24 protein-coding genes and 3 tRNA genes are annotated in these 23002 nt (G+C 72.9%); 11 read left to right on the forward strand and 16 right to left on the reverse strand.

The window, feature by feature from the left end; all coding sequences use genetic code 11:
- Positions 1–62: 62 nt before the first annotated feature.
- The 7 genes from DDP54_RS04775 to DDP54_RS18825 all read left to right on the forward strand — a co-directional run bounded on the left by DDP54_RS04775 (position 63) and on the right by DDP54_RS18825 (position 6730).
- Positions 63–1301, forward strand: coding sequence for a pyridoxal phosphate-dependent aminotransferase (locus DDP54_RS04775; RefSeq protein ID WP_109130777.1), 1239 nt, complete (start codon positions 63–65; stop codon positions 1299–1301).
- A gap of 95 nt (positions 1302–1396) precedes the next feature.
- A complete protein-coding gene (locus DDP54_RS04780; RefSeq protein ID WP_109130778.1) occupies positions 1397–1903 on the forward strand; it encodes a hypothetical protein in 507 nt (168 codons plus the stop codon).
- Positions 1900–3426: an ATP-binding protein gene (locus tag DDP54_RS04785; RefSeq protein WP_109132357.1), complete on the forward strand. Its 1527-nt coding sequence runs from the start codon at positions 1900–1902 to the stop codon at positions 3424–3426. The genes DDP54_RS04780 and DDP54_RS04785 overlap by 4 nt, the downstream gene beginning before the upstream one ends.
- Positions 3423–4115: a response regulator transcription factor gene (locus tag DDP54_RS04790; RefSeq protein WP_109130779.1), complete on the forward strand. Its 693-nt coding sequence runs from the start codon at positions 3423–3425 to the stop codon at positions 4113–4115. Before DDP54_RS04785 ends, DDP54_RS04790 begins: the two co-directional genes overlap by 4 nt.
- A gap of 53 nt (positions 4116–4168) precedes the next feature.
- A complete protein-coding gene (locus DDP54_RS04795; protein ID WP_109130780.1) occupies positions 4169–5191 on the forward strand; it encodes an adenosine deaminase in 1023 nt (340 codons plus the stop codon).
- Positions 5192–5300: 109 nt separating this feature from the next.
- Positions 5301–6260 carry a hypothetical protein gene (locus DDP54_RS04800; protein ID WP_109130781.1) on the forward strand — a complete coding sequence of 320 codons (960 nt, stop codon included), beginning with the start codon at positions 5301–5303 and terminating at the stop codon, positions 6258–6260.
- Positions 6257–6730 carry a GntR family transcriptional regulator gene (locus DDP54_RS18825; RefSeq protein WP_109130782.1) on the forward strand — a complete coding sequence of 158 codons (474 nt, stop codon included), beginning with the start codon at positions 6257–6259 and terminating at the stop codon, positions 6728–6730. The genes DDP54_RS04800 and DDP54_RS18825 overlap by 4 nt, the downstream gene beginning before the upstream one ends.
- Here DDP54_RS18825 and DDP54_RS17935 read toward each other — a convergent pair.
- The 6 genes from DDP54_RS17935 to DDP54_RS04835 form a co-directional block, all read right to left on the reverse strand.
- Entirely contained in the window at positions 6637–7767 is a 1131-nt protein-coding gene (locus DDP54_RS17935) for a hypothetical protein (protein ID WP_146192362.1), read from the reverse strand. The genes DDP54_RS18825 and DDP54_RS17935 overlap by 94 nt on opposite strands.
- Positions 7764–8381 (reverse strand): sigma-70 family RNA polymerase sigma factor, encoded by a 618-nt coding sequence (locus DDP54_RS04815; RefSeq protein WP_158274453.1) that lies wholly within the window; start codon positions 8379–8381, stop codon positions 7764–7766. Before DDP54_RS04815 ends, DDP54_RS17935 begins: the two co-directional genes overlap by 4 nt.
- A gap of 79 nt (positions 8382–8460) precedes the next feature.
- The gene (locus DDP54_RS04820) at positions 8461–8958 is read right to left on the reverse strand and encodes a peptidase inhibitor family I36 protein (protein ID WP_109130785.1); all 498 of its coding nucleotides are present in this window, start codon (positions 8956–8958) and stop codon (positions 8461–8463) included.
- Between the two features lie 81 nt (positions 8959–9039).
- Positions 9040–10128, reverse strand: a complete 1089-nt coding sequence (locus DDP54_RS04825) for a UDP-N-acetylmuramate dehydrogenase (RefSeq protein ID WP_109130786.1) — start codon at positions 10126–10128, stop codon at positions 9040–9042.
- Complete coding sequence (locus DDP54_RS04830) at positions 10125–11381, reverse strand: MFS transporter (protein ID WP_109130787.1); 1257 nt, start codon at positions 11379–11381, stop codon at positions 10125–10127. The genes DDP54_RS04825 and DDP54_RS04830 overlap by 4 nt, the downstream gene beginning before the upstream one ends.
- Positions 11378–12913, reverse strand: a complete 1536-nt coding sequence (locus DDP54_RS04835) for an MFS transporter (protein ID WP_242448222.1) — start codon at positions 12911–12913, stop codon at positions 11378–11380. Before DDP54_RS04835 ends, DDP54_RS04830 begins: the two co-directional genes overlap by 4 nt.
- 223 nt (positions 12914–13136) lie before the next feature.
- Here DDP54_RS04835 and DDP54_RS04840 point away from each other — a divergent pair, with 223 nt between their 5' ends.
- Entirely contained in the window at positions 13137–14207 is a 1071-nt protein-coding gene (locus DDP54_RS04840) for a LacI family DNA-binding transcriptional regulator (protein WP_242448223.1), read from the forward strand.
- Positions 14208–14294: 87 nt separating this feature from the next.
- Entirely contained in the window at positions 14295–15488 is a 1194-nt protein-coding gene (locus DDP54_RS04845) for an AI-2E family transporter (protein ID WP_197711315.1), read from the forward strand.
- Here the strand turns inward: DDP54_RS04845 and DDP54_RS04850 are convergent.
- The 5 genes from DDP54_RS04850 to DDP54_RS04865 all read right to left on the reverse strand — a co-directional run bounded on the left by DDP54_RS04850 (position 15485) and on the right by DDP54_RS04865 (position 16842).
- Complete coding sequence (locus DDP54_RS04850; RefSeq protein WP_109130790.1) at positions 15485–15913, reverse strand: MaoC family dehydratase; 429 nt, start codon at positions 15911–15913, stop codon at positions 15485–15487. The two genes, DDP54_RS04845 and DDP54_RS04850, sit on opposite strands and share 4 nt — an antisense overlap.
- Positions 15910–16359, reverse strand: coding sequence for a MaoC family dehydratase N-terminal domain-containing protein (locus DDP54_RS04855; RefSeq protein ID WP_158274454.1), 450 nt, complete (start codon positions 16357–16359; stop codon positions 15910–15912). The genes DDP54_RS04850 and DDP54_RS04855 overlap by 4 nt, the downstream gene beginning before the upstream one ends.
- A 22-nt stretch (positions 16360–16381) precedes the next feature.
- The gene (rpmG, locus tag DDP54_RS18110; RefSeq protein WP_158274455.1) at positions 16382–16552 is read right to left on the reverse strand and encodes a 50S ribosomal protein L33; all 171 of its coding nucleotides are present in this window, start codon (positions 16550–16552) and stop codon (positions 16382–16384) included.
- 79 nt (positions 16553–16631) lie between these two features.
- A tRNA-Met gene (locus tag DDP54_RS04860) sits at positions 16632–16705 on the reverse strand.
- Positions 16706–16769: 64 nt separating this feature from the next.
- Positions 16770–16842, reverse strand: a tRNA-Thr gene (locus DDP54_RS04865).
- Between the two features lie 230 nt (positions 16843–17072).
- Between DDP54_RS04865 and DDP54_RS04870 the strand changes: the two genes are divergently transcribed.
- A complete protein-coding gene (locus DDP54_RS04870) occupies positions 17073–17276 on the forward strand; it encodes a hypothetical protein (protein WP_109130792.1) in 204 nt (67 codons plus the stop codon).
- A 255-nt stretch (positions 17277–17531) separates the two neighbouring features.
- Here the strand turns inward: DDP54_RS04870 and DDP54_RS04875 are convergent.
- A tRNA-Tyr gene (locus DDP54_RS04875) sits at positions 17532–17613 on the reverse strand.
- Positions 17614–17792: 179 nt separating this feature from the next.
- On the opposite strand from DDP54_RS04875, the gene DDP54_RS04880 reads away from it, so the two are divergent.
- Positions 17793–18290, forward strand: a complete 498-nt coding sequence (locus tag DDP54_RS04880; RefSeq protein WP_109132359.1) for a YajQ family cyclic di-GMP-binding protein — start codon at positions 17793–17795, stop codon at positions 18288–18290.
- Here the strand turns inward: DDP54_RS04880 and DDP54_RS04885 are convergent.
- The 4 genes from DDP54_RS04885 to DDP54_RS04900 form a co-directional block, all read right to left on the reverse strand.
- Positions 18287–19558, reverse strand: coding sequence for an FAD-dependent oxidoreductase (locus DDP54_RS04885; protein ID WP_242448224.1), 1272 nt, complete (start codon positions 19556–19558; stop codon positions 18287–18289). The genes DDP54_RS04880 and DDP54_RS04885 overlap by 4 nt on opposite strands.
- Positions 19559–19650: 92 nt before the next feature.
- The gene (gene htpX, locus DDP54_RS04890) at positions 19651–20514 is read right to left on the reverse strand and encodes a zinc metalloprotease HtpX (protein ID WP_109130793.1); all 864 of its coding nucleotides are present in this window, start codon (positions 20512–20514) and stop codon (positions 19651–19653) included.
- Positions 20515–20603: 89 nt separating this feature from the next.
- On the reverse strand, positions 20604–22010 hold the full coding sequence (locus DDP54_RS04895) for an FAD-dependent oxidoreductase (protein WP_109130794.1): 1407 nt from the start codon (positions 22008–22010) through the stop codon (positions 20604–20606).
- Positions 22011–22206: 196 nt separating this feature from the next.
- On the reverse strand, positions 22207–22944 hold the full coding sequence (locus DDP54_RS04900) for a protein phosphatase 2C domain-containing protein (RefSeq protein ID WP_109130795.1): 738 nt from the start codon (positions 22942–22944) through the stop codon (positions 22207–22209).
- Positions 22945–23002: the final 58 nt, after the last annotated feature.

A 23002-nucleotide genomic window follows, 5' to 3' on the forward strand; every position in this document is an offset into this window, starting at 1 on the left:
CGGGCGATGCCCGGGGTGGTCACCCTCGGCGCCGCGGACCGCAGGTCTGCCAAGATGGGCAGGTGAGCCAGAACACGCCTGCACAGCCTGCCTTCACCCCCAAGCCGCGCGTCTCCGCACGCATCGCGGCCATCGCCGAGTCCGCGACGCTCGCCGTCGACGCGAAGGCCAAGGCGCTCAAGGCCGCCGGCCGTCCCGTCATCGGGTTCGGCGCCGGCGAGCCCGACTTCCCGACGCCCGACTACATCGTCGAGGCCGCCGTCGCTGCCGCGAAGGACCCCGCGAACCACCGCTACACGCCGGCCGCCGGCCTGCCGGCGCTGCGCGAGGCGATCGCGGCCAAGACGCTGCGCGACTCGGGCTACGAGGTCAGCCCCGGTCAGGTGCTCGTGACGAACGGCGGCAAGCAGGCCGTCTACCAGGCGTTCGCCACCGTCGTCGACCCCGGCGACGAGGTGCTCCTGCCCGCGCCCTACTGGACGACGTACCCCGAGGCCATCCGGCTGGCAGGTGGCGTGCCGGTCGAGGTCTTCGCGGGCGACGACCAGGGCTACCTCGTCACCGTCGACCAGCTCGAGGCCGCCCGGACCGAGCGCACCAAGGCGCTCCTCTTCTGCTCGCCGTCGAACCCGACGGGTGCGGTGTACTCCCCCGAGCAGACGGCGGCCATCGGCCGGTGGGCGCACGAGCACGGCATCTGGGTCCTCACCGACGAGATCTACGAGCACCTCACGTACGACGACGCGGTGTTCACGCCCATCGTCCGCGCGGTCCCCGAGCTGGCCAACACCACGATCGTGCTCAACGGGGTCGCCAAGACCTATGCGATGACGGGCTGGCGGGTCGGCTGGATGATCGGGCCCCCGGACGTCATCAAGGCCGTCACGAACCTCCAGTCCCACCTGACGTCCAACGTCGCGAACGTCTCGCAGCGCGCAGCGATCGCCGCGGTGAGCGGGGACCTGTCCGCGGTCGAGACGATGCGGACGGCGTTCGACCGTCGTCGCCGGACGATGGTCGAGATGCTCGGCCAGATCGACGGCGTCCGCATCCCCGTGCCGCGGGGCGCGTTCTACGCCTACCCGTCGGTCGCCGGGGTCCTCGGTCGTACGATCCGCGGGGTGACCCCGACGACGTCGGCCCAGCTGGCGACCCTGATCCTCGAGCAGGTCGAGGTCGCCGTCGTGCCTGGCGAGGCCTTCGGTCCGAGCGGGTTCCTGCGGCTGTCGTACGCGCTCGGTGACGACGACCTCGTCGAAGGCGTGTCGCGGATCCAGTCGCTGCTGGGCGAGGCCGAGTAGGCCGGGCCTGTTCCGGCTGCCGGTCGTCGCCGGCGCACGACCGGTGCAGCGACGGTTCCTACGGATCTGTCCGAAACCCCCGATACTGTCGAGTCGTGTCACAGACTCGGAGCATCGTCGCAGGCGGAATCGCCGCCGTCGTGCTGCTCGGGTTCGGCACGTGGATGCTCTTCGCTGACCCGTCGCGCATGAGCGAGCTCGGCGGACCGCTCGTCGTCACGAACGCCACCGAGACAGATCCGCCACCCTCCGCATCCCCCGCGGCGACAACCGAGCCGACGCCACCCGACGCGCTCGCCATGACGCCGGCGCGTCAGGTGGCACGGCCGGCTGCGGCCGTGGCACCGTCGGCCTCGTCGGGCGGCGACGTCCGCGCGCTCACGGCGACGTCCGCCGCTTCGCCGTCGGCCGACGGCACCGCGACGTCGAGCGCTCCGCGCGCCAACGGCAAGCCCGCCAACGACTCTGCCAAGACCCCGCCCGGGGCAGGCCGGGCGGATGCCGCCATACCGAGCCCGACCACGACCAGCGGAACGTCGACCAGCAACGTCGACGCGACGCCTGGGTGGTTCACCGTGAGCCCGCCATGGGCGCACCGATGAGGCGACGCCGCCGCCACCACCGCGCGGCTCCAGCTCCGCGCCGCGCCCGCAGGCATCTGACGGTCCGCGCGCGGGTGCTGTCGGCGGTGCTCCTGCTCGCCGCGCTCGCCGTTCTCATCGCAGGTGCGGCGGCCTCTGCGCTTCAGGCGCAACGCACCGACGCTCGCATCGACGACTCCCTGCGTCGTGCGGTCGACATCCTGCGCACCGACGCGGCCTCGGGTCCGCAGCCGGAGAAGGCCCAGGCCGAGTTCACGACGGTCGAGGATCTGCTGCACGACGCAGTCCAGCGCCGCGGGCTCACCGAGAACGAGGGCGTGATCGCGTTCCTCGACGGCGCGCCGCACTGGCTCGCCTCCAGCTCGGTCCCGCTGCGGCTCGAGGCGGACGCCCAGCTGGTCCGGGTTCTTGGCGCGATCCCGCCCGGCTCGTCGGTCGAGCTGCGCACCGTGACCACAGCCGTGACGCAGTACCGGCTCGTCGCCATCCCCGTCGCCGTCACGGGTGACCCGCACACCGGCCTGTTCGTCGTGGCGGTCGACCGAGGCGCGGAGGTCGCGCGCCTGACGGCGACGTACGCGACGTACGCGATCGTGACGATCGGCTCGCTGCTGATCATCGCCGTCGTCGCCTGGCTCGTCGTCGGGCGCCTGCTCAGCCCGGTACGACTGCTCCGCGACACCGCCCGGCAGATCACGGAGTCGGACCTGTCCGAGCGGATCCCGGTCACGGGGAAGGACGACCTGTCGGACCTCGCCCGGACCGTCAACGACATGCTCGACCGCCTCCAGAGCGCCTTCGGCTCGCAGCGCGAGCTCCTCGACGACGTCGGGCACGAGCTTCGTACGCCCTTGACGATCGTGCGTGGGCACCTCGAGCTGCTCGACCCGGACGATCCGGACGACGTGCGGGCCACCCAGGCGCTCGCGCTCGACGAGCTGGACCGCATGCGCAGGCTCGTCGACGACCTCGTGACGCTCGCCACCGCCGACCGCCCCGACTTCGTCCGCCCCGCACCGACCGATGTCGGACGACTGACCGACGACGTGCTCGACAAGGCGCGCGGGCTCGGCCGGCGCCGGTGGCAGGTCGCCGCGCGGGCCGACGCGACGGTGAACGTCGACTCGCAGCGGATCACGCAGGCGTGGCTGCAGCTCCTCGCGAACGCGGTGCGGTTCTCCGCCGAGGGCACCACGATCCGCATCGGCAGCGAGGTGACGGGCGAACGCGTGCTGTTCTGGGTGCGCGACGAAGGTCCCGGCGTCCCGGCCGGCGAGGTGGACGCCATCTTCGAGCGGTTCCAGCGCGGACGCGCGGATCGGACCCGGCGCCGGGCCGACGGTGGCGTCGGGCTCGGGCTCCCGATCGTTGCGGCGATCGCCGCGGCACACCATGGCACGGTCCGTGTCGAGGAGCCGCCCCCCGCCTCGGGCACCGGGGCCGTCTTCGTTCTCGACCTGCCAGCCGTCGGGCTCGCGCTCGGCGGTCGATTCACCGACATCGAGCTGCAGGAGCAGATATGACACAGATCCTCATCGCCGAGGACGAGGAGCGCATCGCCGCGTTCATCGCCAAGGGCCTGCATGGCGCGGGCTTCGAGACGACGGCTGTCCCCACCGGTGGGGAGGCGCTCGCGCTCGCCCGGACCGGCGACTACGCGCTGCTGATCCTCGATCTCGGCCTGGCCGACATGGACGGGTTCGAGGTGCTGCGCCGGCTCAGAGAGGCCGGCGACCAGATCCCCGTCCTCATCCTCACCGCGCGCAGCTCCGTCACGGACACGGTGGCGGGGCTCGAGCAGGGTGCCGATGACTACATGGCCAAGCCGTTCCGCTTCGAGGAGCTCCTCGCCCGCGTGCGGCTCCGGCTGCGACCACCGCCGGGCGCAGACGAGGTCACGACCCTCGCGCACGGCGCCCTCGAGCTCGACCTCCAGACGCGGCGGATGCGGGTGGGCAACCGCGAGGTCGACCTGTCGGCTCGCGAGTTCGCGCTCGCTGAGACGTTCCTGCGGCATCCCGGCCACGTCCTGAGACGCGAGCAGCTGCTGTCGCTCGTGTGGGGGTACGACTTCGACCCGGGGTCCAACATCGTCGACGTCTACGTGCGGTACCTGCGCAAGAAGCTCGGCGCGGAGCACTTCGACACCGTCCGGGGGGTCGGCTACCGCCTCGTCGACGCCACGGCGCAGCCGGCGCAGTCCGACGACTGACCGCGGCCGCGCGGGAGTCTCGGCGGACGCACACCGCCTGGCACACTGACGGCGTGCGTGACGTGGCTCTTCTCCCCAAGGCGCACCTTCACCTGCACTTCACCGGGTCCATGCGCGTGCCGACCCTGGCGGCGCTCGCGGCCGCGCGCGGGGTGCGGCTCCCGCCGGCGCTGCTCGACGGCGACCCGCTGCGAGTTCCGGCGGACGAGCGCGGCTGGTTCCGGTTCCAGCGGCTCTACGACGCGGCGCGCGCGTGCGTGCGGAGCGAGGACGACCTGCGCCGCATCGTCGCGGAGGCCGCCGCCGACGACGCCGCCGAGGGGTCGGGGCGCCTCGAGATCCAGGTCGACCCGACGTCCTACGCGCCCTACGTCGGAGGCATCACCCCGGCGCTCGAGATCGTGCTCGACGCGGCACGCACGGCGAGCGAGGCCAGCGCGATCGAGGTCGGCGTCATCGTCGCGGCGTCCCGGATGCGGCACCCGCTCGAGGCGCGGACCCTGGCGCGGCTCGCGGCGGCACACGCAGGCGACGGGCCGGGCCAGGTCGTCGGGTTCGGGCTGAGCAACGACGAGCGCCGCGGCGAGACGTCCGAGTTCGCGGCGGCGTTCGCGGTCGCCCGGCGGGCGGGGCTCACTCTGGTGCCGCACGGCGGCGAGCTGCTCGGACCGGCTCACATCGACGTGGTGCTCGACCACCTCGCACCGGACCGCCTCGGCCACGGCGTCCGCGCCGCTGAGGACCCCGCGGTCCTCGCGCGCATCGTCGAACGGGGTGTCGCGCTCGAGGTCTGCCCTGCCTCCAACGTCTCGCTCGGCGTGTACCGACGCGCGTCGGACGTCCCGCTCCGCGTGCTCGTCGAGGCCGGCGCGACGGTCGCCCTCGGCGCCGACGACCCGCTGCTGTTCGGCTCGCGGCTCGTCGCGCAGTACGAGGCCGCTCGGGACGTGCACGGGTTCGACGACGTCGAGCTCGCCGACCTGGCGCGCGGGTCGATCCGGGCGAGCCGGGCCTCGGACGGGACGCGGGCCCGTCTGCTCGCAGGCGTGGACGCCTGGCTGGCCGCGCCGGCCTGACGCGACCGAGGGGCGACCGGCTGCTCAGGGTGAGCGTCGCCTCGACGACTTGACACCCCGGCGACGAGGCGATTGTATCAATGTACTAACTCATTGATCGGAGCCTGTCATGTCGGTGCCCATCGTCGCCCTGCTCGCGCTGCTCCCGCTCGCCCTCGCGGTCGCGGTCGCCGTCGTCGTGATCGGGCTGGCCCACCGGCTGAGCGCGCGCGAACGGACCGCCTCCCCCGGCTCCGCCCTCGTGGCCGCGCGGCGGCACGCCGGCGGCATCGACGCGCTGGCCTGGGTCGGTCTCGTCGCGGCGCTCGTCGTGATCCAGGCGTTCACCCCCTCCCTCACCAGCGGGCTCGGCACGGGCGTGCTCTTCGGACTGACGCCCGCCCTGGCGGGGGCGACCTTCCTGGCCGTGCAGTCCGTCGGCGAGCTCACGTGGCCGCGCCCGAGCGGCTCGGTGCGGCGGGCGCCGCTCACCCCGCGGACCGTGCGCGACATCGCGCCCGTCGGGCTGCGTCGCCTCACCTGGGGGTGGGCCGGAGGTCTCGCCCTGGCCCTCGTCGCGTGCGGGCTCTCCTCCGGCAACGGTCGCGACATCGCGCGCGTGTGGGACGCCTCGTCGTCGGGTGCCGCCGGTCCGTTCCCCGGCTGGTTCTACGGGGGACCGCTCGTCGTGGCGACTGCCGTCCTCGTGGTGGTGCCCGAGGTCGTCCTCCGGCTCGTCGCGCGACGCCCGGCCGTGGTGGACACCGCGCCCGCCGACGACCTCGCGCTACGCGCGCTGTCATCCCTGCGCGTCCTGCGGGGCGCCCAGCTGGTGCTCGCGTGGACCCTCGCCGGTGTCCTCCTCGTCGCCGGGAGCGCGCTGCGCAACGTCGGGACCATCGAGGTCGACGGGGTCGTCCGCACGAGCGTCGGCCTCGTCGCCGGCGGCACGACCCTGCTGGTCCTCGGCCTCGCGGTCGCGCTCGCCGGACCGGCAACGATCCTGATGACCGCGATGACCGCGCCGGCTCGCAGCGCCGCACCGGTGGGCCGCGCGCTGCACGCGGCGAGCGGTCCGGTCGGATCATGAGCCTGCTGCTCGAGGTCGACCTCGCGTCGAGCGTCCCCGTGTTCGAGCAGATCCGCCTGCAGGTGGTCGCCCACGTCGCAGCCGGGCGGCTCACGCCCGGTGACCACCTGCCCACGATCCGCGCGCTCGCGACCGACCTCGGGGTCGCCGCGGGGACCGTCGCACGCGCCTACCGCGAGCTCGAGACTGCCGGCGTCGTCACGACCCGGCGCCGGGCCGGCACGACGGTGGCCTCCGGCGTCGCGTCGGCCGATGCGGCAGGTCAGCAGGCCGCACGGCTGTTCGTCGACACGGCACGGGCCGCTGGACTGACCGACGAGACGGCCCTCGCGCTCGTCCGCGGCGCCCTCATGCGGAGCGGGCCGGTCCCCGACGCTCAGGTGCCTCGCGAGAGCCCGACGGGGTCGACGACCCAGGCCTCCTCGAGGAACGCCACGAACCCGATGACCGCCGGCGCCGCCACGCCGTAGCCCGCGTCCTCGGACAGCAGCACCTGCTCGACGCCGACGAGCGCGCCCGTGGCCGGATCGATGAGCAGGATGGTGCGCACCGGGGCCTTCACGTCCACGGCCGTCGTCAGGGCGACGTCGTCGCGCCCGGCCCGGTCGGTGACATGGCCGAGGGTGACGATCGTCGGGTCAGCGGCGAGCAGCGACCACAGCACCGCGTCGACCTGGCCATCGACGACCGCGTCGTCATGGATCCGCGCGACCCCGTCGAGCAGGCACGGGGCGGCCGGCTGGTCCGGCGTGACGCAGCCCGCACGCTCGAGGAGCGTCGCGCGCAGCGCGTCGGGCCCGAGCGTCGCCAGAGCCGCGACATCGGGAGCGCGGCTCGAGCCGGGACCGAACTGCTCGATCCCCACCCCCAGGTCGCCGTCGGCCGGCTGCCCTGCCGGGGGCAGCGTGAACGTCCCGTTGAGCAGGAGGGGCTGGCCCGACTGCGACGACCGGCGCAGCGTGCCGTCCGGCGAGACCCAGGTCAGGACCGCGCTCGGGACCACAGCGGCGCCGCTCTCGTCACCGCCCTGCACCGAGACGAAGGTCCACCGCTCCGAGCGCACGTACTGCACGTCGCCCGAGCGGGTGGCCTCGACGCGCTCGGCGGCCACGGTCGCGAGCCCGGTCAGCACCGGGGCCGCAGCGGCGCCGACGGCAGTCGCGATGTCCCCGTCCGCCACGAGGTCGTAGCGCAGCGGGGGCGGCATCGTGGCGACGGCGGCCGGGGTCGCGGGGTTCACGACGATCCCGATCGCGACGAGGATGCACGCGGCCATCGCACCCAGCCCGATCCGGCGCTGGTTGCGGTACCGAGCGGTTCCCCCGTTCGCCGCCGCGCGCACGTCGCCGGGGATCCGCGCCGACGCCGCGTCCGGTGGCGTCGCGACGATCCGCGCGAGAGCCCGCTGCCCGGCCGCACGCTCGTCGGAGCCCTCGACGACGCGCTCGGGGACGGGGTTCGTCCCGTCCAGCAGGTGCCGGACCCTCAGCAGCTCGGCGTCGTTCATCGGCGCGGCGGAACTGCCGGGAGACCCCGGCCGTCGGTGTCGGGACCGCGCGGGCTGCTGCTCGCCGCGTCGCCCACGCTTGACGCGTCGATGCCGCCATCGTCGGCCTCCGGGTGGCCGGCGCGCATGAGCAGCTCGAGCCGGCGTCGCGCCCGGTGCAGCCGCATGGCCGCGGCGGTCGTCGAGCAGCCCAGGACGCGGGACAGCCCCGTCAGGTCGAGGCCGTCCCACGCGACGAGCTGGAGGATCTCCTGGTCGCGGGGAGCGAGCCGGCGCATGGCGGTCGAGGCGGCGATGCGGTCGACGACGATCGACGCGGGGTCGAGCTCGACCATCGGGACGCCCGCGGCGAGCCCGGCGCGGATCCGGACATCGAGATGGGCAGCCCGCATGCGGGCGCGCTGCGAGTTCGCGAGGAGGTTGCGGGCGACGACGATCAGCCAGGCGCACCGGCCGTCGCGATCGGCCGGCAGGACGTCACCCCGGTGCCACGCGATCGTGAGCGTCTGCGCGGCGATGTCCTCGGCGACGTGCCAGTCCGTGCGGCGCGCCGCATAGCCGAGCACGACGGGGTAGAGGTCGGCGAACATCGCTGCGAACTGCTCTTCGTCCACGCCCCGCCTCCCCGTCGCGTCGAGTCTAGGGGGCGGGGTCCGCACAGCACCCGGGGCCGGCCGAGGGGACATGGGGTCGCTAGCAGCTCGTCGTCGTGGTGCTCTGGTACAGCGACCGGGCAGCACTCAACCAGCCCGACACCGACTGGTTGGACGTCCCCGGCGGGGCGCACGTGCTGTGTCCGCCACCGCCGACCGTCTCGTAGAACGTCGCGCGCTTCTCGTACCGGTTCGTGTACGAGCCGATCGGGAACGACGGCAGCGGGATGTACTGCCCCGGCAGCCTGTACTGCACCAGGGTTCCCGCGTAGAACGGCGAGCTCCAGACGCACGTGTAGCCCCAGCGGCAGTCGCTGATCGACAGCGTCCCGACCTCGGCGGTCGTGACGAGGACGGCACCGTCGCGCTGGCTGGTCGTGGTGACGACCCTGTCCACCGGCGGAGCGGTCGGGGACCCGACGTCGGCGGCGAACGACGGGGACGCGACGGCGAGCGTGGCGAGGCTCAGCGCCACCGACACCACGAGGGAGCGCCGGGTGGCCGAGGCGCGCGCGCCGATCCGCGAGAGGTGTCCCATACCTCGTCATGTCCGGCCGGGCCCGCGAATCACCGCGATCGGGTGTGACCTGCGCCACATCGGCCGGCGGAGCAGGGTGCGTCAGAGCGCGGTGCCGACCAGCACCGGCTCCGGCTCGAGCCTGATCCCGAACTGCGCCGACACGCCGTCCCGGATCGTGCGGGCGAGCGTCAGGACGTCCTGCGCACTCGCGCCGCCGCGGTTCGTGAGCGCGAGCGTGTGCTTCGTCGAGACCGCAGCAGGACCCGGCAGGCCGTACCCGCGACCGAAGCCGGCGCGCTCGATGAGCCAGGCCGCACTCGTCTTGACCGTGCCGTCGCCGGCCGGGTAGCGCGGTGCGTCGTCGGGAAGCAGCGCGGCGTCCGCCGAGGTCAGCAGCGGGTTGGTGAAGAACGAGCCCGCGCTCGAGGTGTCCGGGTCGGTCGGGTCCAGCACCATGCCCTTGCCCGCACGCAGCGCGAGGACCGCGGCGCGCACCTCAGCCAGGGGAGCCCGCTCCCCGACGGCGACATCGAGGGCCCTGGCCAGCTCGGCGTACGCGATCGGCGCGGAGAGCGGGCCGACGCGCAGCTGGAGGGTGAGGTCGAGCACCACGTAGCGCGGCGTCGGCGACCACGGCGAGCGCGGGTCGGAGGGGTCGACACGCATCGAGCGCTTGAGCAGCGAGGTGCGGTACGCGAACGCGAGCTCGCCGAACGCGAGCGTCCGCACCCGTCCGCGCGACCGGTCCCACGTCCGCACCGTCGCGATCGACTGGGCGACGTCCTGGCCGTAGGCGCCCACGTTCTGCACCGGGGTCGCACCGGTCGACCCGGGGATGCCCGACAGCGCCTCGACCCCGTAGAGCCGGGTGCCGACGGCATGCGCGACGACGTCGTCCCAGGGCGTCCCGGCGGGCACGGCGACCGTCACCCCTGCGCACGCCGAGTGGTCGGGGGTCGTCACGCCGGTCCGCAGGTCGCGCACGACGACACCGTCGAAACCCTCGTCCGACACGAGGACGTTCGAGCCGGCACCGAGCACGAGCAGCGGCTCGCCCGCGTCGTCGGCCGAGCGCACGACGTCGATGAGCTCGGCCTCGGTCGATGTCTCCACGTACCGCCCCGCCGGTCCGCCGACGCGCAGGGTCGTGAGCTGCGCGAGCGTCGGGGTCCGGGTCGAGGTCGTCACTGCGTCAGGTTAGCCCGCACCGGTGCGGCCGCCCTGATCACGCCGAGGCCGATGACCACCGGGATCGCGATCGCGAGCAGCGCATGGCGGTAGCCCACGTGCTGCGCGAGCATCCCCAGCAGCGGCGGTCCCGCGAGGAACGCCGAGTAGCCGATGGTCGAGACGACGCTCACGCGGGCCGCGGCTCGCAGCGGGTCGTCGCTCGCCGCGCTCATCCCGACGGGGAAGCCGAGCGCCGCACCCATCCCCCACAGCACGACGCCGACGAGGGCGAGCCCCATCATGTCCTCGCTGACCAGGGCGAACAGCAGGAGGCCGGCCAGCGCGAGGCCCGAGCACAGGCGCAGGACGACGACGCGGCCGTACCGGTCGAGCAGCCCGGTCCCGAGGAACCGCATCGCGGTCATCGCGGTCACGAACAGCCCGAACGTGAGCGCGCCGACGGCGTTGTCCGTGCCGAAGCCGTCGACGACCGCGAGCGCGACCCAGTCGTTGGCGGACCCCTCGGTCAGGGCCGCGGCCAGCACCACGAGCCCGATGAGCAGCGTGCGACCCTCGAACCAGGCGCCGAACGCGCGGCGCAGGCGACCCTCGGAGGGCGCGTGCAGGGTCGGCTCGCCCTCGTGCGACGGCGCGCCGTGGCCGGTCGGCGTCGGGAGGAACTGGCGTACGGCCCACACCACCCCGAGCGTGGTCAGGACGACCACGACGGGCAGGTGCACGACGACGGGTACCCGCAGCCACGCCGCGAGCGCCGCGACGCCCGCCGCAGCCGCCGTCCCGACCGAGAACCCCGCGTGGTACCGCGGCATGACCGTGCGGCCCAGGTGCTGCTCGACGATCGCGCCCTCGAGGTTCATCGCCGCGTCCCAGACCCCGGTCCCCACCCCGTACATCACGAGGCCGATCCCGACGACGACGACCTGCCCGGTCGCCACGCCGACGGACGCGACGGTGAGTCCCGACGCGTTGAGGATCGCGAAGCCCAGCACCGTCCGTGGGGCGCCGAGCCGGGTCACGAGCAGGCCCGAGAGCGGCAGCGCCAGCAACGAGCCGATCGAGCCGATGAGCAGCAGGACGCCGATCCGGCTCGGCGTCAGGCCGAGGCCGTCCCGCACCGCGGGCAGGCGCGCGGCCCAGCTCGAGAAGTTGAAGCCGTTGAGCACGAAGACGGCGAACACCGCGCGCGAGGCGGCCCGCAGCGCGGGATCGGTCGTTGTCCGGGACGACGCCCTGGCCGGTGCCGCGGTCATGGCCGGCCCGCCAGGCTCGGCACGGGTTCGGTCCGCGGCCGGGGCAGCGACAGGGGTAGCGGTTCTGCGGTCACGGCTGGCGAAGGGGTCACGGCGGTCTCACCTGTCGAGGAGGTCACGGTGGTCACGGAGCTCACGGTGGTCACAGCGTCGAGTGTGCCCTGTTCGGGGCGGCCGACCGAGCGTGCGAGCAGCACGCTGACGACCATCGCGCCGGTGATGAGCAGCAGCGCATGGCGGATCCCGATCGACTGCGCGACGAGGCCGAGCAGCGGGGGCGCCGCCAGCGAGGCGACCGACGAGAACGCGGAGATCACCGAGACGCGGGCTGCGGCGCGCATCGGGTCGTCCGACGCGGCAGCGATCCCGATCGGGAAGGCCAGTGCGGCACCGAAGCCCCAGGCCATCACACCGACAGCCGCGATCGGCAGGTTCGGTGCCAGGCCGAACAGCAGCAGGCCCGCCAGCGCGACGAGGCCCGAGACCCGCAGGACCGCTACGCGCCCGTGACGGTCGATGAGCCGCGTGCCGAACAGCCGCACGAGCGTCATCGACCCGATGAAGACCGCCAGGACCACGGCGCCGACCGCCTCCGCGCGCCCGAACCCGTCGACCACCGCGAGCGAGAGCCAGTTGTTGGCGGAGCCCTCCGAGAGCGCGGCCGCCATGATGACGGTGCCGATGAGCAGGGTCCGGGGCTCGCGCCACGCGTCGAGCGCTGAGGCGAGGCCCCGGCGGCGCACAGCGGTGCCCGCAGCGGAGGCGCCCGTGGCGGCGCGGTCCGGCGCGGCAACCTCCGACACGGCGAGGTCCTGCGCGGCGAGGTCCGACACGCCGAGGTCCGACACGCCGAGGTCCGGCGCGGCGAGGTCGGTCCGGCGCGGCGCCGCGACCGTGTCGAGGACGACGTGGGAGATCGAGCCGAGTCGCCAGGCGAGCGCGATCACGGCCGTCACACCGAACTGGACGGTCAGGGGCACTCCCCCGTGCGACGCGAGACCGCCGAGGCCCGAGCCGACGACCGCGCCGATCGAGAACGCCGCGTGGAAGTGCGGCAGCATCGTGCGGCCCATGCGCCGCTCGACCGCTGCGGTCTCGACGTTGAGCGGCACGTTGCACAGCGCGAACGACATGCCGTTGAGCATCACGCCGACGACGAGCATCGCGACCGAGCCGGCCGTCGGCCCGATCCCCATGAACGCGTACGCGAGCGTGAAGCCGACGGTCGAGGCCAGCAGGACGCGTCGTCCGCCGAAGCGGGTGACGAGGGTTCCCGCGATCACCACCATCACGAGCGATCCGGCCGAGCTCGCGAGCAGCACGCTCCCGAGCTGTCCGGTCGACAGGCCGAGCTCGTCGCGGACGGTCGGGAGGCGTGCGAGCCAGCTCGAGAACGTCAGCCCGTTGAGGGCGAACAGTCCCAGGAGCAGCAGTCGGGCGCGGGCGACGAGGGGATCTGGCGTCGAGGTCGGGGCGATGGTGGGGACGGGACGGGACGCGCCCGAGGTGCGCGCGCTACTGCCGAGACTCACGAGACAACTCACGATCTGCTGGGGACGGGCGTCGGTGCGTCCGGGTAGGTGCGTGTCGAATCGATTCGATACCGACATGATTGTGCGCGTACGCTGACCGCTGCGTCAACCAGAACCGCCGTCCACCACCATGACCGTCAACCACGACCGCCGTCGGACGCTCACCTCCTGCGCGGAGGGTGCCCGGACCGACGGCCTGAGACCACCGGAGGCGTTGGGTCCCGTGTCGAACCCCCGCCCGACCCTGGCCGACGTCGCGTCGAGCGCTCGTGTGTCCGTCTCGACGGCCTCACTGGCGTTCTCGGGCGCCGGACCCATCGCCGCCGAGACCCGCCGTCGGGTGCTCGCCGCCGCCGAGGAGCTCGGCTACAGCGGCCCCAACCCGCTCGGACGACAGCTCCGCAGCGGCCGCTCCGGGATCGTCGGCGTCATCATCGGCGACGCCCTGCGACGGTCGTTCCGCGATCCCGTCTCGGTCCAGACGCTCGACGGCCTCGTGAGCACGCTCGGACCGCTCGGGCTCGGGGTGCTCCTCGTGCCCGGCTCGACCGCGCCCGGCGCTCCGGCCGTCGACCCGCTCGTCGAGTCGGCAGCGATGGATGTCGCGGTGATCATGTGGGGCGGCTCGGTCGGGGACCCTGTCCTCGCGGCGCTCCGACGCCGTGGAACCCCCACGGTCCTCGTCGAGGGCGCACCGGAGGAGGGCGTCGCCGCGGTCGGCATCGACGACCGCGCGGGGATCGCGCGGCTCGGTCGGTACCTGCTCGAGCTGGGCCACGAGCGCATCGCGACCGTCACGCTCGCGTTCGGCCACGACCGCCGCGAGGGTCTGGCCGACGCCGACCGGATCGCGGACATCGAGTGGGCGTACACCCGTCGCCGGCTCGAAGGGCTCGGCGACGCGGGCATCACCCCGGTCGCGATCTGGGAGACCCCCGCCTCGCTCGTCGAGCACGGCACCGCGGCAGGGCGAGCGCTGCTCACGTCGCCCGAGCCGCCGACCGCGATCATCGCGCAGTCGGACCTGCTCGCTGCGGGCGTCGTGCTCGCGGCCCGCGAGCTCGGGCTCCGCGTGCCCCAGGACGTCTCCGTCGCCGGGTTCGACGGCCTCGACCTGCCCTGGCTCGCACCCGACGTCCTCACGAGCGTCGCTCAGCCGCTCGCCGAGAAGGGTGCCGCGATCGGTCACGCGGTCGAGGCGCTCCTGGCCGGGCGCACCCCCGAACCGCTGCTGCTCCCGGTGGTGCTGCGCCCGGGCACGACGACCGGACCACCCCCGCAGCACCTGCCCTGACAGTCGACCGCCCGCGCGCGCCCGGCACTCTGGCTACCCTCACAGGTGCGCACCGCACGGTCGCGCACGACACCACGGAGGGCAGTCGTGGACCGACAGGGGCCCGAGACCGCAGCGACCGGCCCGGAGCCGGACGCGACAGGCACCACACGCGTCATGTTCTCGCCTCGTAACGTCTGGCAGGCGGGACTCGTCGTCCTGGCGCTCGTCGCCACGGCGGCGTTGGCATCGTTCGTGCTGACCGACGCCCGGTCCGTGATCTTCACCGTGGTCATGTCATGGTTCGCCTCGCTCGCCATGGAGCCGGCCGTCCTCCGACTCTCGAGGCACATGCGCCGGGGCGCCGCGACGCTGCTCGTGATGGCAGCGGTCGGCGGGTTCGCCGTCGTGTTCGTCGTCGCGTTCGGGACCATGTTCGTCCAGCAGATCGCCCAGCTGCTGCGCGCACTGCCGGACGTGGTCACCGCGGCGACCGACTGGGTCAACGGCACGTTCTCGACGAGCTATCGCGTCGAGGACATCCTGAGCTCCATCCAGCTCACGCCGTCCCAGGCGACCGGGTACGCGAACCAGGTGATCGGTGGCGCGATCGGCATCATCGGATCGCTCGTCGGCGCGATCGCGACGGCCTTCACCATGCTCCTGCTCGTCTTCTACCTGTCCGCGGACGGTCCTCGCCTCCGGCGATGGGTGGCGAGCCTGCTGCCCGACCGGTCGCAGGAGGTCTTCCTCAACGTCTGGGACCTCACGTCCGTCAAGACCGGCGAGTACGTCGCGGCCCGCGTCGTACTCGCGACGATCAACTCGAGCACCTCGGCGCTCGTCTTCCTCGTCACCGGGATGCCGTCGTGGCTCGCGCTCGGCATCTGGACCGGGCTCGTCGCGCAGTTCGTCCCCACGATCGGGACCTACATCTCGATCGCCCTGCCCGTGCTGGTGGGTCTGCTCAGCCCTCACCCGTGGACGGGGGTGATCGCGCTGGCCTGGGCCGTGGTCTACCAGCAGGTCGAGAACCTCACGTTCGAACCCCGCATCAGCGCCCGGGCGGTGAACATCCACCCGGCGGTCGCGTTCGTCTCCGTGCTGGTCGGCGCGTCGCTCTTCGGCATCGCGGGCGCGCTGCTCGCCGTCCCGATCTGCGCGACCCTGCTGTCGCTGCTCGACATCTACGCCAAGCGCAACCCGATCGAACCGGAGGCCGGCGGCGTCCCGGACGATGCGCCGCAGACCGCAGCACGCTCCAGCAGTTCAAGCCCCGGCACCTCGAGCCCCGGCACCTAGAGCCGGACGACCGCCTGCGCCTTGCCGAGGACCCGGACGCCGTCGCACGTCGCGGTCAGGTCGAGGCGGACCGTGCCCGCGGCCACGTCGACCACGCCGACGGTCCCGACGACCTCGACGGTCGCGGAGCCCGGGTCGGGGACGGGGACGGGGCGCGTGAAGCGCACCTGGTAGTCGACGACGGCGCCCGGGTCGCCCGCCCAGTCGGCGACGACCGACGAGACGGCACCCATGGTCCACATGCCGTGCGCGATGACCCCCGGCAGGCCGACCTCGAGGGCGACGCGCTCGTTCCAGTGGATCGGGTTGAAGTCACCGCTCGCGCCCGCGTAGCGCACGAGCCGCGCGCGGTCGACGGTGATCTGACGGCGGACGACCTCGTCGCCGACGGCGAGCTGCGCGATGGTGGGCCGGGGCTGTGTCATGCGACGTCCCCCCGCACCGCGAGGGTCGAGACGACGGTCGCGACCGGGGCGCCGTCGTCCGCGACGATCTCGGCGCGGGTGGTGACCATGGCGAGGCCGGCCCGCTCCGTGATCGAGTCGACGTGGAGGACCGTCACGAGACGATCGCCCGCGTGGATCGGGCGGTGGTGCGTGAACCGCTCGTCGGCGTGCACGACGCGGCTGAAGTCGATCCCCGCATCGGGGTCCTCGAGCAGCTGCGCCTCGGCGCGCTGGGCGACGACCACCGCGAACGTCGGAGGTGCGATGACGTCGGGGTAGCCGAGCGCACGCGCGGCGTCCGGATCCAGGTGCGCCGGATGAGTCGCACCGACGGCCTGGGCGAACTCGCGGATCTTCTCGCGGCCGACCTCGTAGGCGGCGTTCGGCGGGTACTCGCGCCCCGCGTACTCAGCGTTGACCCGCACGGCCTGAGCTGCCGGGCTCAGGTCAGCGGGTCTCGCGGTGCAGCGTGTGGCGCTTGTCGCGCGGGCAGAACTTCGACAGCTCGAGGCGGTCGGGGTCGTTCCGGCGGTTCTTCTTCGTGATGTAGTTCCGCTCCTTGCACTCCGTGCAGGCCAGCGTGATCTTGGGGCGGACGTCCGTGCTCTTGCTTGCCATGGTCTTGTCACCTCTCGCGCCGAAGCGCAACGTACCGGTCTGCGCGCGCCGGCCGACGCGCGGATCTGTCCTGTGGCGGTAGCGGGAGCGGGACTCGAACCCGCGACACCACGATTATGAGCCGTGTGCTCTAACCACCTGAGCTACCCCGCCTTGTATCGATGCGCAGGGGCCGCCCACGGACGAGCCGTGACACGAACCCCCGACACACCAACAGAGCCCCGAAAGGGAATCGAACCCTTGACCTTCTCCTTACCATGGAGACGCTCTGCCGACTGAGCTATCGGGGCAGCGCGAGCAAGATTACACGGCCGCAGGCGCGCCAGCGAAATCGGCCCCCTGGACCGGACCGAACCCGCCCAGATCCGCCTTCCGCCGGGGCCCGCAGGGCGCTCGCCAGCCGCATCGTGAGACGCGTCGCGGGCCAGGTGGGTGACGTTCGCGCGATCCGCTGCACCGGCCGGGTGAACTCGTCCGCCAACGCTGTGAACTGGACATCAACGTACGGAAGAGTACGCGGGTGCCCATCGACGACGCGCTCCGCGTGGAGATCACCGACGCCGACGTGCGCGCTGCCAAGAAGGACTGGCTCGCCGCACGTGACGGTGTCGACCCCGACCGCGACGTCGAGCGAGCCCTCTGGTTCTACAAGCGCCTCATCTCGACCCAGGCGCAGCAGATCGCCGACGAGGTCCGCAAGCCCGGCTACCGCCGGCCGTCGTGAGTGGAGACCGTCACCCTCGCCCTCCTGCTCGCCGTCGCGCTGACCAGCGCGTGCACGTCGCCGAAGGACGCCGCCGTCGACACCGGCCCGTCCTGGCCAGCCGCGATGGCCCTGCCCGCCGACGCCAAGGCCGGCGTCGACGCCGAGCTCCAGCCGGCGGTCGACGAGCTCAAGGCCGCCGGGTACGACGCGAAGCCGTGGGACCCGACAGCGAACGGGGCGCCCTCTCATCGAGAGGACGCCCCGTTCGTTCTGTGGCGGGTGAGGGATTCGAACCCCCGTAGGCGTTGCCAGCTGATTTACAGTCAGCCCCCTTTGGCCACTCGGGTAACCCGCCAGGGTCGTGTGCAGTTGTCTCACGCAGGCATGTCACGAGCTCTCACACCTGCGCACACCGCGCACGGCGTGCGGGTGGAAGGATAGCAAGTCCAGCGGGGTGCTCGCGCAGCATCCCGTCACGTAGACGTTCAGGATCACGACCCGACCCGCCCCGTGCGGCTCGACAGGGAGGACACCATGGCGAGCGAAGCGTCGTTCGACGTCGTCAGCAAGGTCGACCGTCAAGAGGTCGACAACGCGCTCAACCAGGCCGCCAAGGAGGTCGCGCAGCGGTACGACTTCAAGAACATCGGCGCGTCGCTCGGCTGGAGCGGCGAGAAGATCCTCATGGTCGCGAACTCCGAGGAGCGCGTGCTGGCGATCCTCGACGTCCTGCAGGGCAGGCTCATCCACCGTGGGATCTCGCTGAAGTCGCTCGACACCGGCGACGGCAAGCCGCGCCCCTCCGGCAAGGAGTTCCGCCTCGAGGCGTCGCTCAAGGAGGGCCTGAGCAGCGAGGTCGCCAAGAAGATCGGCAAGCTCGTGCGCGACGAGGGCCCCAAGGGCGTCAAGTCGACCATCACGGGGGACGAGGTGCGCATCTCGGCGAAGAGCCGCGACGACCTCCAGGAGGTCATCGCGCTGCTCAAGGGTGCCGACCTCGACGCCGCCCTGCAGTTCACGAACTACCGCTAGACCTCGACCGGCTCGGGCGCTACTGCCCCGACGGTGAACCGGGCGAGCGCGAACGCGTCGAGATCCACGCCCGGCACCTCGGGGCGCAGCCCGGTCGCCAGGTCGGCGAGCACCTGGCCGATGCCGGGCGTGAACGTGAAGCCGTGGCCCGAGAAGCCCGCCCCGATCACGACCGGGCCGACGCGGTCGAGCAGGAACCGTTCGTCGGGGGTCGTCGTGTAGGTGCAGCTGATCGGCGCAGGCGCGTCGGCGTCGAGGCCCGCGAACCACTCCCGCACGTAGGCGCGCAGCTCGGCGAGACGACCGGGCTCGGCCATGAAGTCCCGGGTGTCGGGGTCGACGACCGGGCCGGTGCCGTGGTGACCCACCTTCACGCCCTCGCCGGGCGTGTGGTGGCCGTACGTGCCGCTCAGGGGGTACCCGCCGTCGGGCGCGTCCGGCAGGCGGGCCTCGGCGTGCGCGGCGGGGTCGACGTGGTGGATGAAGCTGGGCCACGCGTCACCGGCGACGAGCGCCGGGTCGCGCAGCGGGAAGTGCGCGGGCTGCTCCTGGGTCACGACGAGCGAGGGCAGCACGTCGAACCCGGGCACGCCCGCGAGCATCCCCGCCGTCCAGGCGCCGGTCGTCACCACGACCGCGCTCGCCCGGAGCTCACTCACGACTCCCCCGGAGTCCGGCCCCTCGTCGACGACGTGCACCACGGCGCCGCCGTCGGCCGCCACCTCGATCCCCGTCACCCGCACGTGGTGACGCACCTCGGCTCCGTGCCGGGCTGCCTGCGCCTGGAGCGCCGCGACGGTCCGGTCGGCGTGCACGCGCCCCGCGACCTTCTGCACGACGACGCGGTCGTCGAACCGCATCCCGGGCCAGCGACCCTCCGCCTCGGGACCCGTCAGGTACTCGAAGGGGACCCCGCACACGAGCAGCGCCTCGACGAGGCCCCGCAGCGCGCGGACGGGTCCGTGGTCGACGCAGCCGTTGAGGGTCAGCAGCCGCTCGCCCGACTCCTCCTGGAGCACGTCCCACCACCGGTGGGCGAACTGGGCGAGCCGCACGTGCCCGACGTCGGCGTACCCGAGCCGGAAGATGCGCCCGGCACCGTGCGAGGCGCCACGCACGTGCCCCGGGCCGAACTGCTCGAGGAGCGTCGTCGGCACGCCCCTGCGCGCGAGCGCCCACGCCGCGGCCGAGCCCATGGCTCCCCCACCGACGACGATCACCGGGCGGTCGTGCGGCCCGTCCACCTGTGCTTCGACTGCTCCGACCACGCGTTCGCCCGCCCCTCGTCGCCCACCGATGGCGGCACGCTAGCGTGCGTCCGGGTTGTCCCGGTACGCGTGCTCACCAGGAGGACTGCGGATCAGTACGGGGGCAGACCCGCCATGCGCTGGAGGCGGTCGATGCGGTCGGCCATCGGCGGGTGCGTCGCGAAGAGCCGCGCGACCCCGGTCGCCTTGAACGGGTTGGCGATCATGAGGTGCGACACGTCGACGAGCTTCTGGTCCCGTGGCAGCGGGGCGACCTGCGTGCCGCGCTCGAGCTTGCGCAGCGCCGAGGCGAGAGCCAGCGGGTCGCCCGTGAGGCGCGCACCGTCCTCGTCCGCGTCGTACTCGCGCGTGCGGCTGATCGCGAGCTGGATCATCGTGGCGGCGAGCGGTGCCAGGAGCGCCATCGCGATGCCCGCGATCGGGTTGCTGCTGCGGTCACGGTCGCCACCGCCGAAGAACATGAGGAACTGCGCGATCGAGGTGATGACGCCGGCCACCGCCGCCGCGACCGACGACGTGAGGATGTCCCGGTTGTAGACGTGCGTGAGCTCGTGGCCGAGCACCCCACGCAGCTCGCGCTCGTCGAGCAGCGCAAGGATGCCCTCGGTGCAGCACACGGCGGCGTTGCGCGGGTTGCGGCCCGTCGCGAACGCGTTCGGGGCGGCCGTCGGCGACACGAACAACCGCGGCATCGGCTGGCGTGCGGCCGTCGAGAGCTCACGCACGATCCGGTACATGCCGGGCTGCTCGAGCTCGCTCACCGGCACCGCGTGCATCGCCCGGATCGCGATCTTGTCCGAGTTCCAGTAGCTGTAGGCGGTCATGACGACGCCGAGACCGGCGAACAGGAAGATGTACCGGCCCCGCCCGACCGAGGCGCCGAGCGCCAGCAGCACGACCCACAGCACGCCGAACAGTGCTGCGGTCTTCAGTCCGTTGAAATGACGGTGCCCCATGGGAACGTCCCGCTCCTTGCGAACCGTGGCCCGCGCGGATGCGGGGCGTCTGACTTCGACAACGCGCGTCGGCCCCGGAGCGTTCCCTCTCAGGCCTGAGGGTCCTCTGTGAGCGGGCGCCCGAGCGAGACGGCCACCATGTCCTCGCGCGGGACGACCTTGATGCGCTCGCGCCCCTCGGGCTCCCCGAGCGAGCGCTCGTGGGCGTCCAGGACCTCCCAGTCGGACCACTGGATGACCTCGACGCCCCGCGCCGTCAGGTGGTCCAGGACCGCGTGCGGGTCGCGGTCTGCGGCCGTGAAGAACGGGTTCGCGGCGTCCTGCGCGTCGCCGACGTCCTCGGTGAGGTGCCGGATGGTCTCGGTCGCGTCGGACTTGGTGTGCCCGATCAGCCCGACGGGCCCCCGCTTGATCCACCCGGTCGTGTAGACGCCGGGGAGCGGCGTGCCGTCGGCGTCGAGAACGCGCCCCTCCTCGTTGGGGATGACACCGGCGGCGTCGTCGAACGGGATGTCCACGAGCGGCGAGCCGAAGTAGCCGACCGCGCGGTACACGGCCTGCACCGGCCAGTCGTGCAGCTCACCCGTGCCCGCGACGTTGCCGTCGCCCCGAAGGACCGTTCGCTCGGTGCGCAGGCCCACGACCCGGCCGTCCTCGCCCAGCACCTCGACCGGCTTGTGGAGGAAGTGCAGGTGGATGCGACGGGGGGCGGTCAGCTCCTCGGGCTCCTTGAGCGTCCAGTCCGTGAGCGTCTTGACGACCTGCTTCGTCTGGTTCGAGGAGTGGATCGCGGCCATCGAGCCCTCGTCGAACTCGAAGTCCTCCGGGTAGACGATGACGTCGACGTCGGGCACGTGGCCCAGCTCGCGCAGCTCGAGCGGCGAGAACTTGACCTGCGCCGGCCCACGACGGGCGAAGAGGTGGACGTCGGTGACGGGAGAGGCCTTGAGGGTCTCGTAGACGTTGGCCGGGATCTCGGTCGGCAGCAGGTCGTCGGCGTGCTTGGCGAGGATGCGGGCGACGTCGAGCGCGACGTTCCCCGCCCCGAGCACCGCGACCTCCTTGGCGTGCAACGGCCACGTCCGCGGGACGTCGGGGTGCCCGTCGTACCAGGAGACGAAGTCGGCCGCACCGTAGGAGCCTTCGAGGTCGATGCCCGGGATCGACAGGGCGGCGTCGCGGATCGAGCCCGTCGAGAAGATCACGGCGTCGTAGAACTGGCGCAGGTCCTCGAGCTTGACGTCGACGCCGTAGTCCACGTTGGCGAGCAGGCGGATGTCGCCGCGCTCGAGCACCTTGTGGAGCGCCACGATGATCTGCTTGATGCGCGGGTGGTCCGGTGCCACGCCGTAGCGCACGAGGCCGAACGGCGCGGGGAGGCGCTCGAAGAGGTCGATGCTGACGTCGATGCCTGTCTTCGACAGGATGTCGGCTGCGTAGATGCCGGCGGGGCCGGCGCCGACGATCGCCACACGCAGCTTGCGGTTCGTGCTCACGGGACGCGGGACCTTCCGGGTCGAGGAAGCGGGTCGGAGAGACCCTGACAGCTCGGATCGATCTGCGGACCAGTCGATCTGCCGATCTGGCGGGACTGCCAGGCACAGGGGTGCTGACGCCAGTCTACGGCGACGAGCCGCGGCATCCCGGAGAGACCACCACCATGCGGACACGCCCCGACGGCACGCACGGCGGTCAGCCGGCGGGGGCGTCCACGACGATCACCGTCACGTTGTCGCGTCCGCCCGCGACGAGCGCCGCCGCGACGAGGTGGTCGGCAGCGTCCTGGGGGTCGGGGTGCGTGCGGAGGATCTCGGTGATGTGCGCGTCGTCGACCTCGCCCGTGAGGCCGTCCGAGCACACGAGGACCCGGTCGCCCGCGACGAAGTCCAACGGGAAGAAGTCCGGCTCGGGATCGTCGCCGCCACCGCCGCCGAGCACCCGGGTCACGACGTGGCGGTGCGGGTGGCGCGCCGCCTCCTCGGCCGTCAGGAGCCCGCGCGCGACCAGCTCCGCGACCTCGGAGTGGTCGATGCTCACCTGGGCGAGCTCGCCGCCCGAGAGGCGGTAGGTGCGGGAGTCGCCGACGTTGACGACCAGCCACGACGGACCGGCCGGCCCCCGCACGACGAGCGCTCCTGTGAGGGTCGTCCCGGGCGGCGGACCCGACCCGGTCGGGATCGAGCGGATGCGCGCGACGGCTCGCCGCAGGTGGGTCGTGACGATCTGGGGCGTCAGGGTCGGCTCGTCGAGCAGCCCGCGCAGCGCCTCGATCGTGTACGCGCTCGCCACCTCCCCCGACTCGTGGCCACCCATGCCGTCGGCGACCACGAACACCGGGAACCGCGCGAGGAAGCTGTCCTCGTTGACCTGCCGCCGCGTCCCGCGGTCCGTCGCGACGCCCCAGCTGACCCCCGCCACCGTCGCCGTCATCGGTGCGCCTGCCCGCTCGCGCGCCGACTGCTCGCGCCGGTTCGCTCAGGGGTGCGCG

Origin of the sequence: Cellulomonas sp. WB94 (assembly GCF_003115775.1) — a bacterium.
Taxonomy (GTDB): domain Bacteria; phylum Actinomycetota; class Actinomycetes; order Actinomycetales; family Cellulomonadaceae; genus Cellulomonas_A.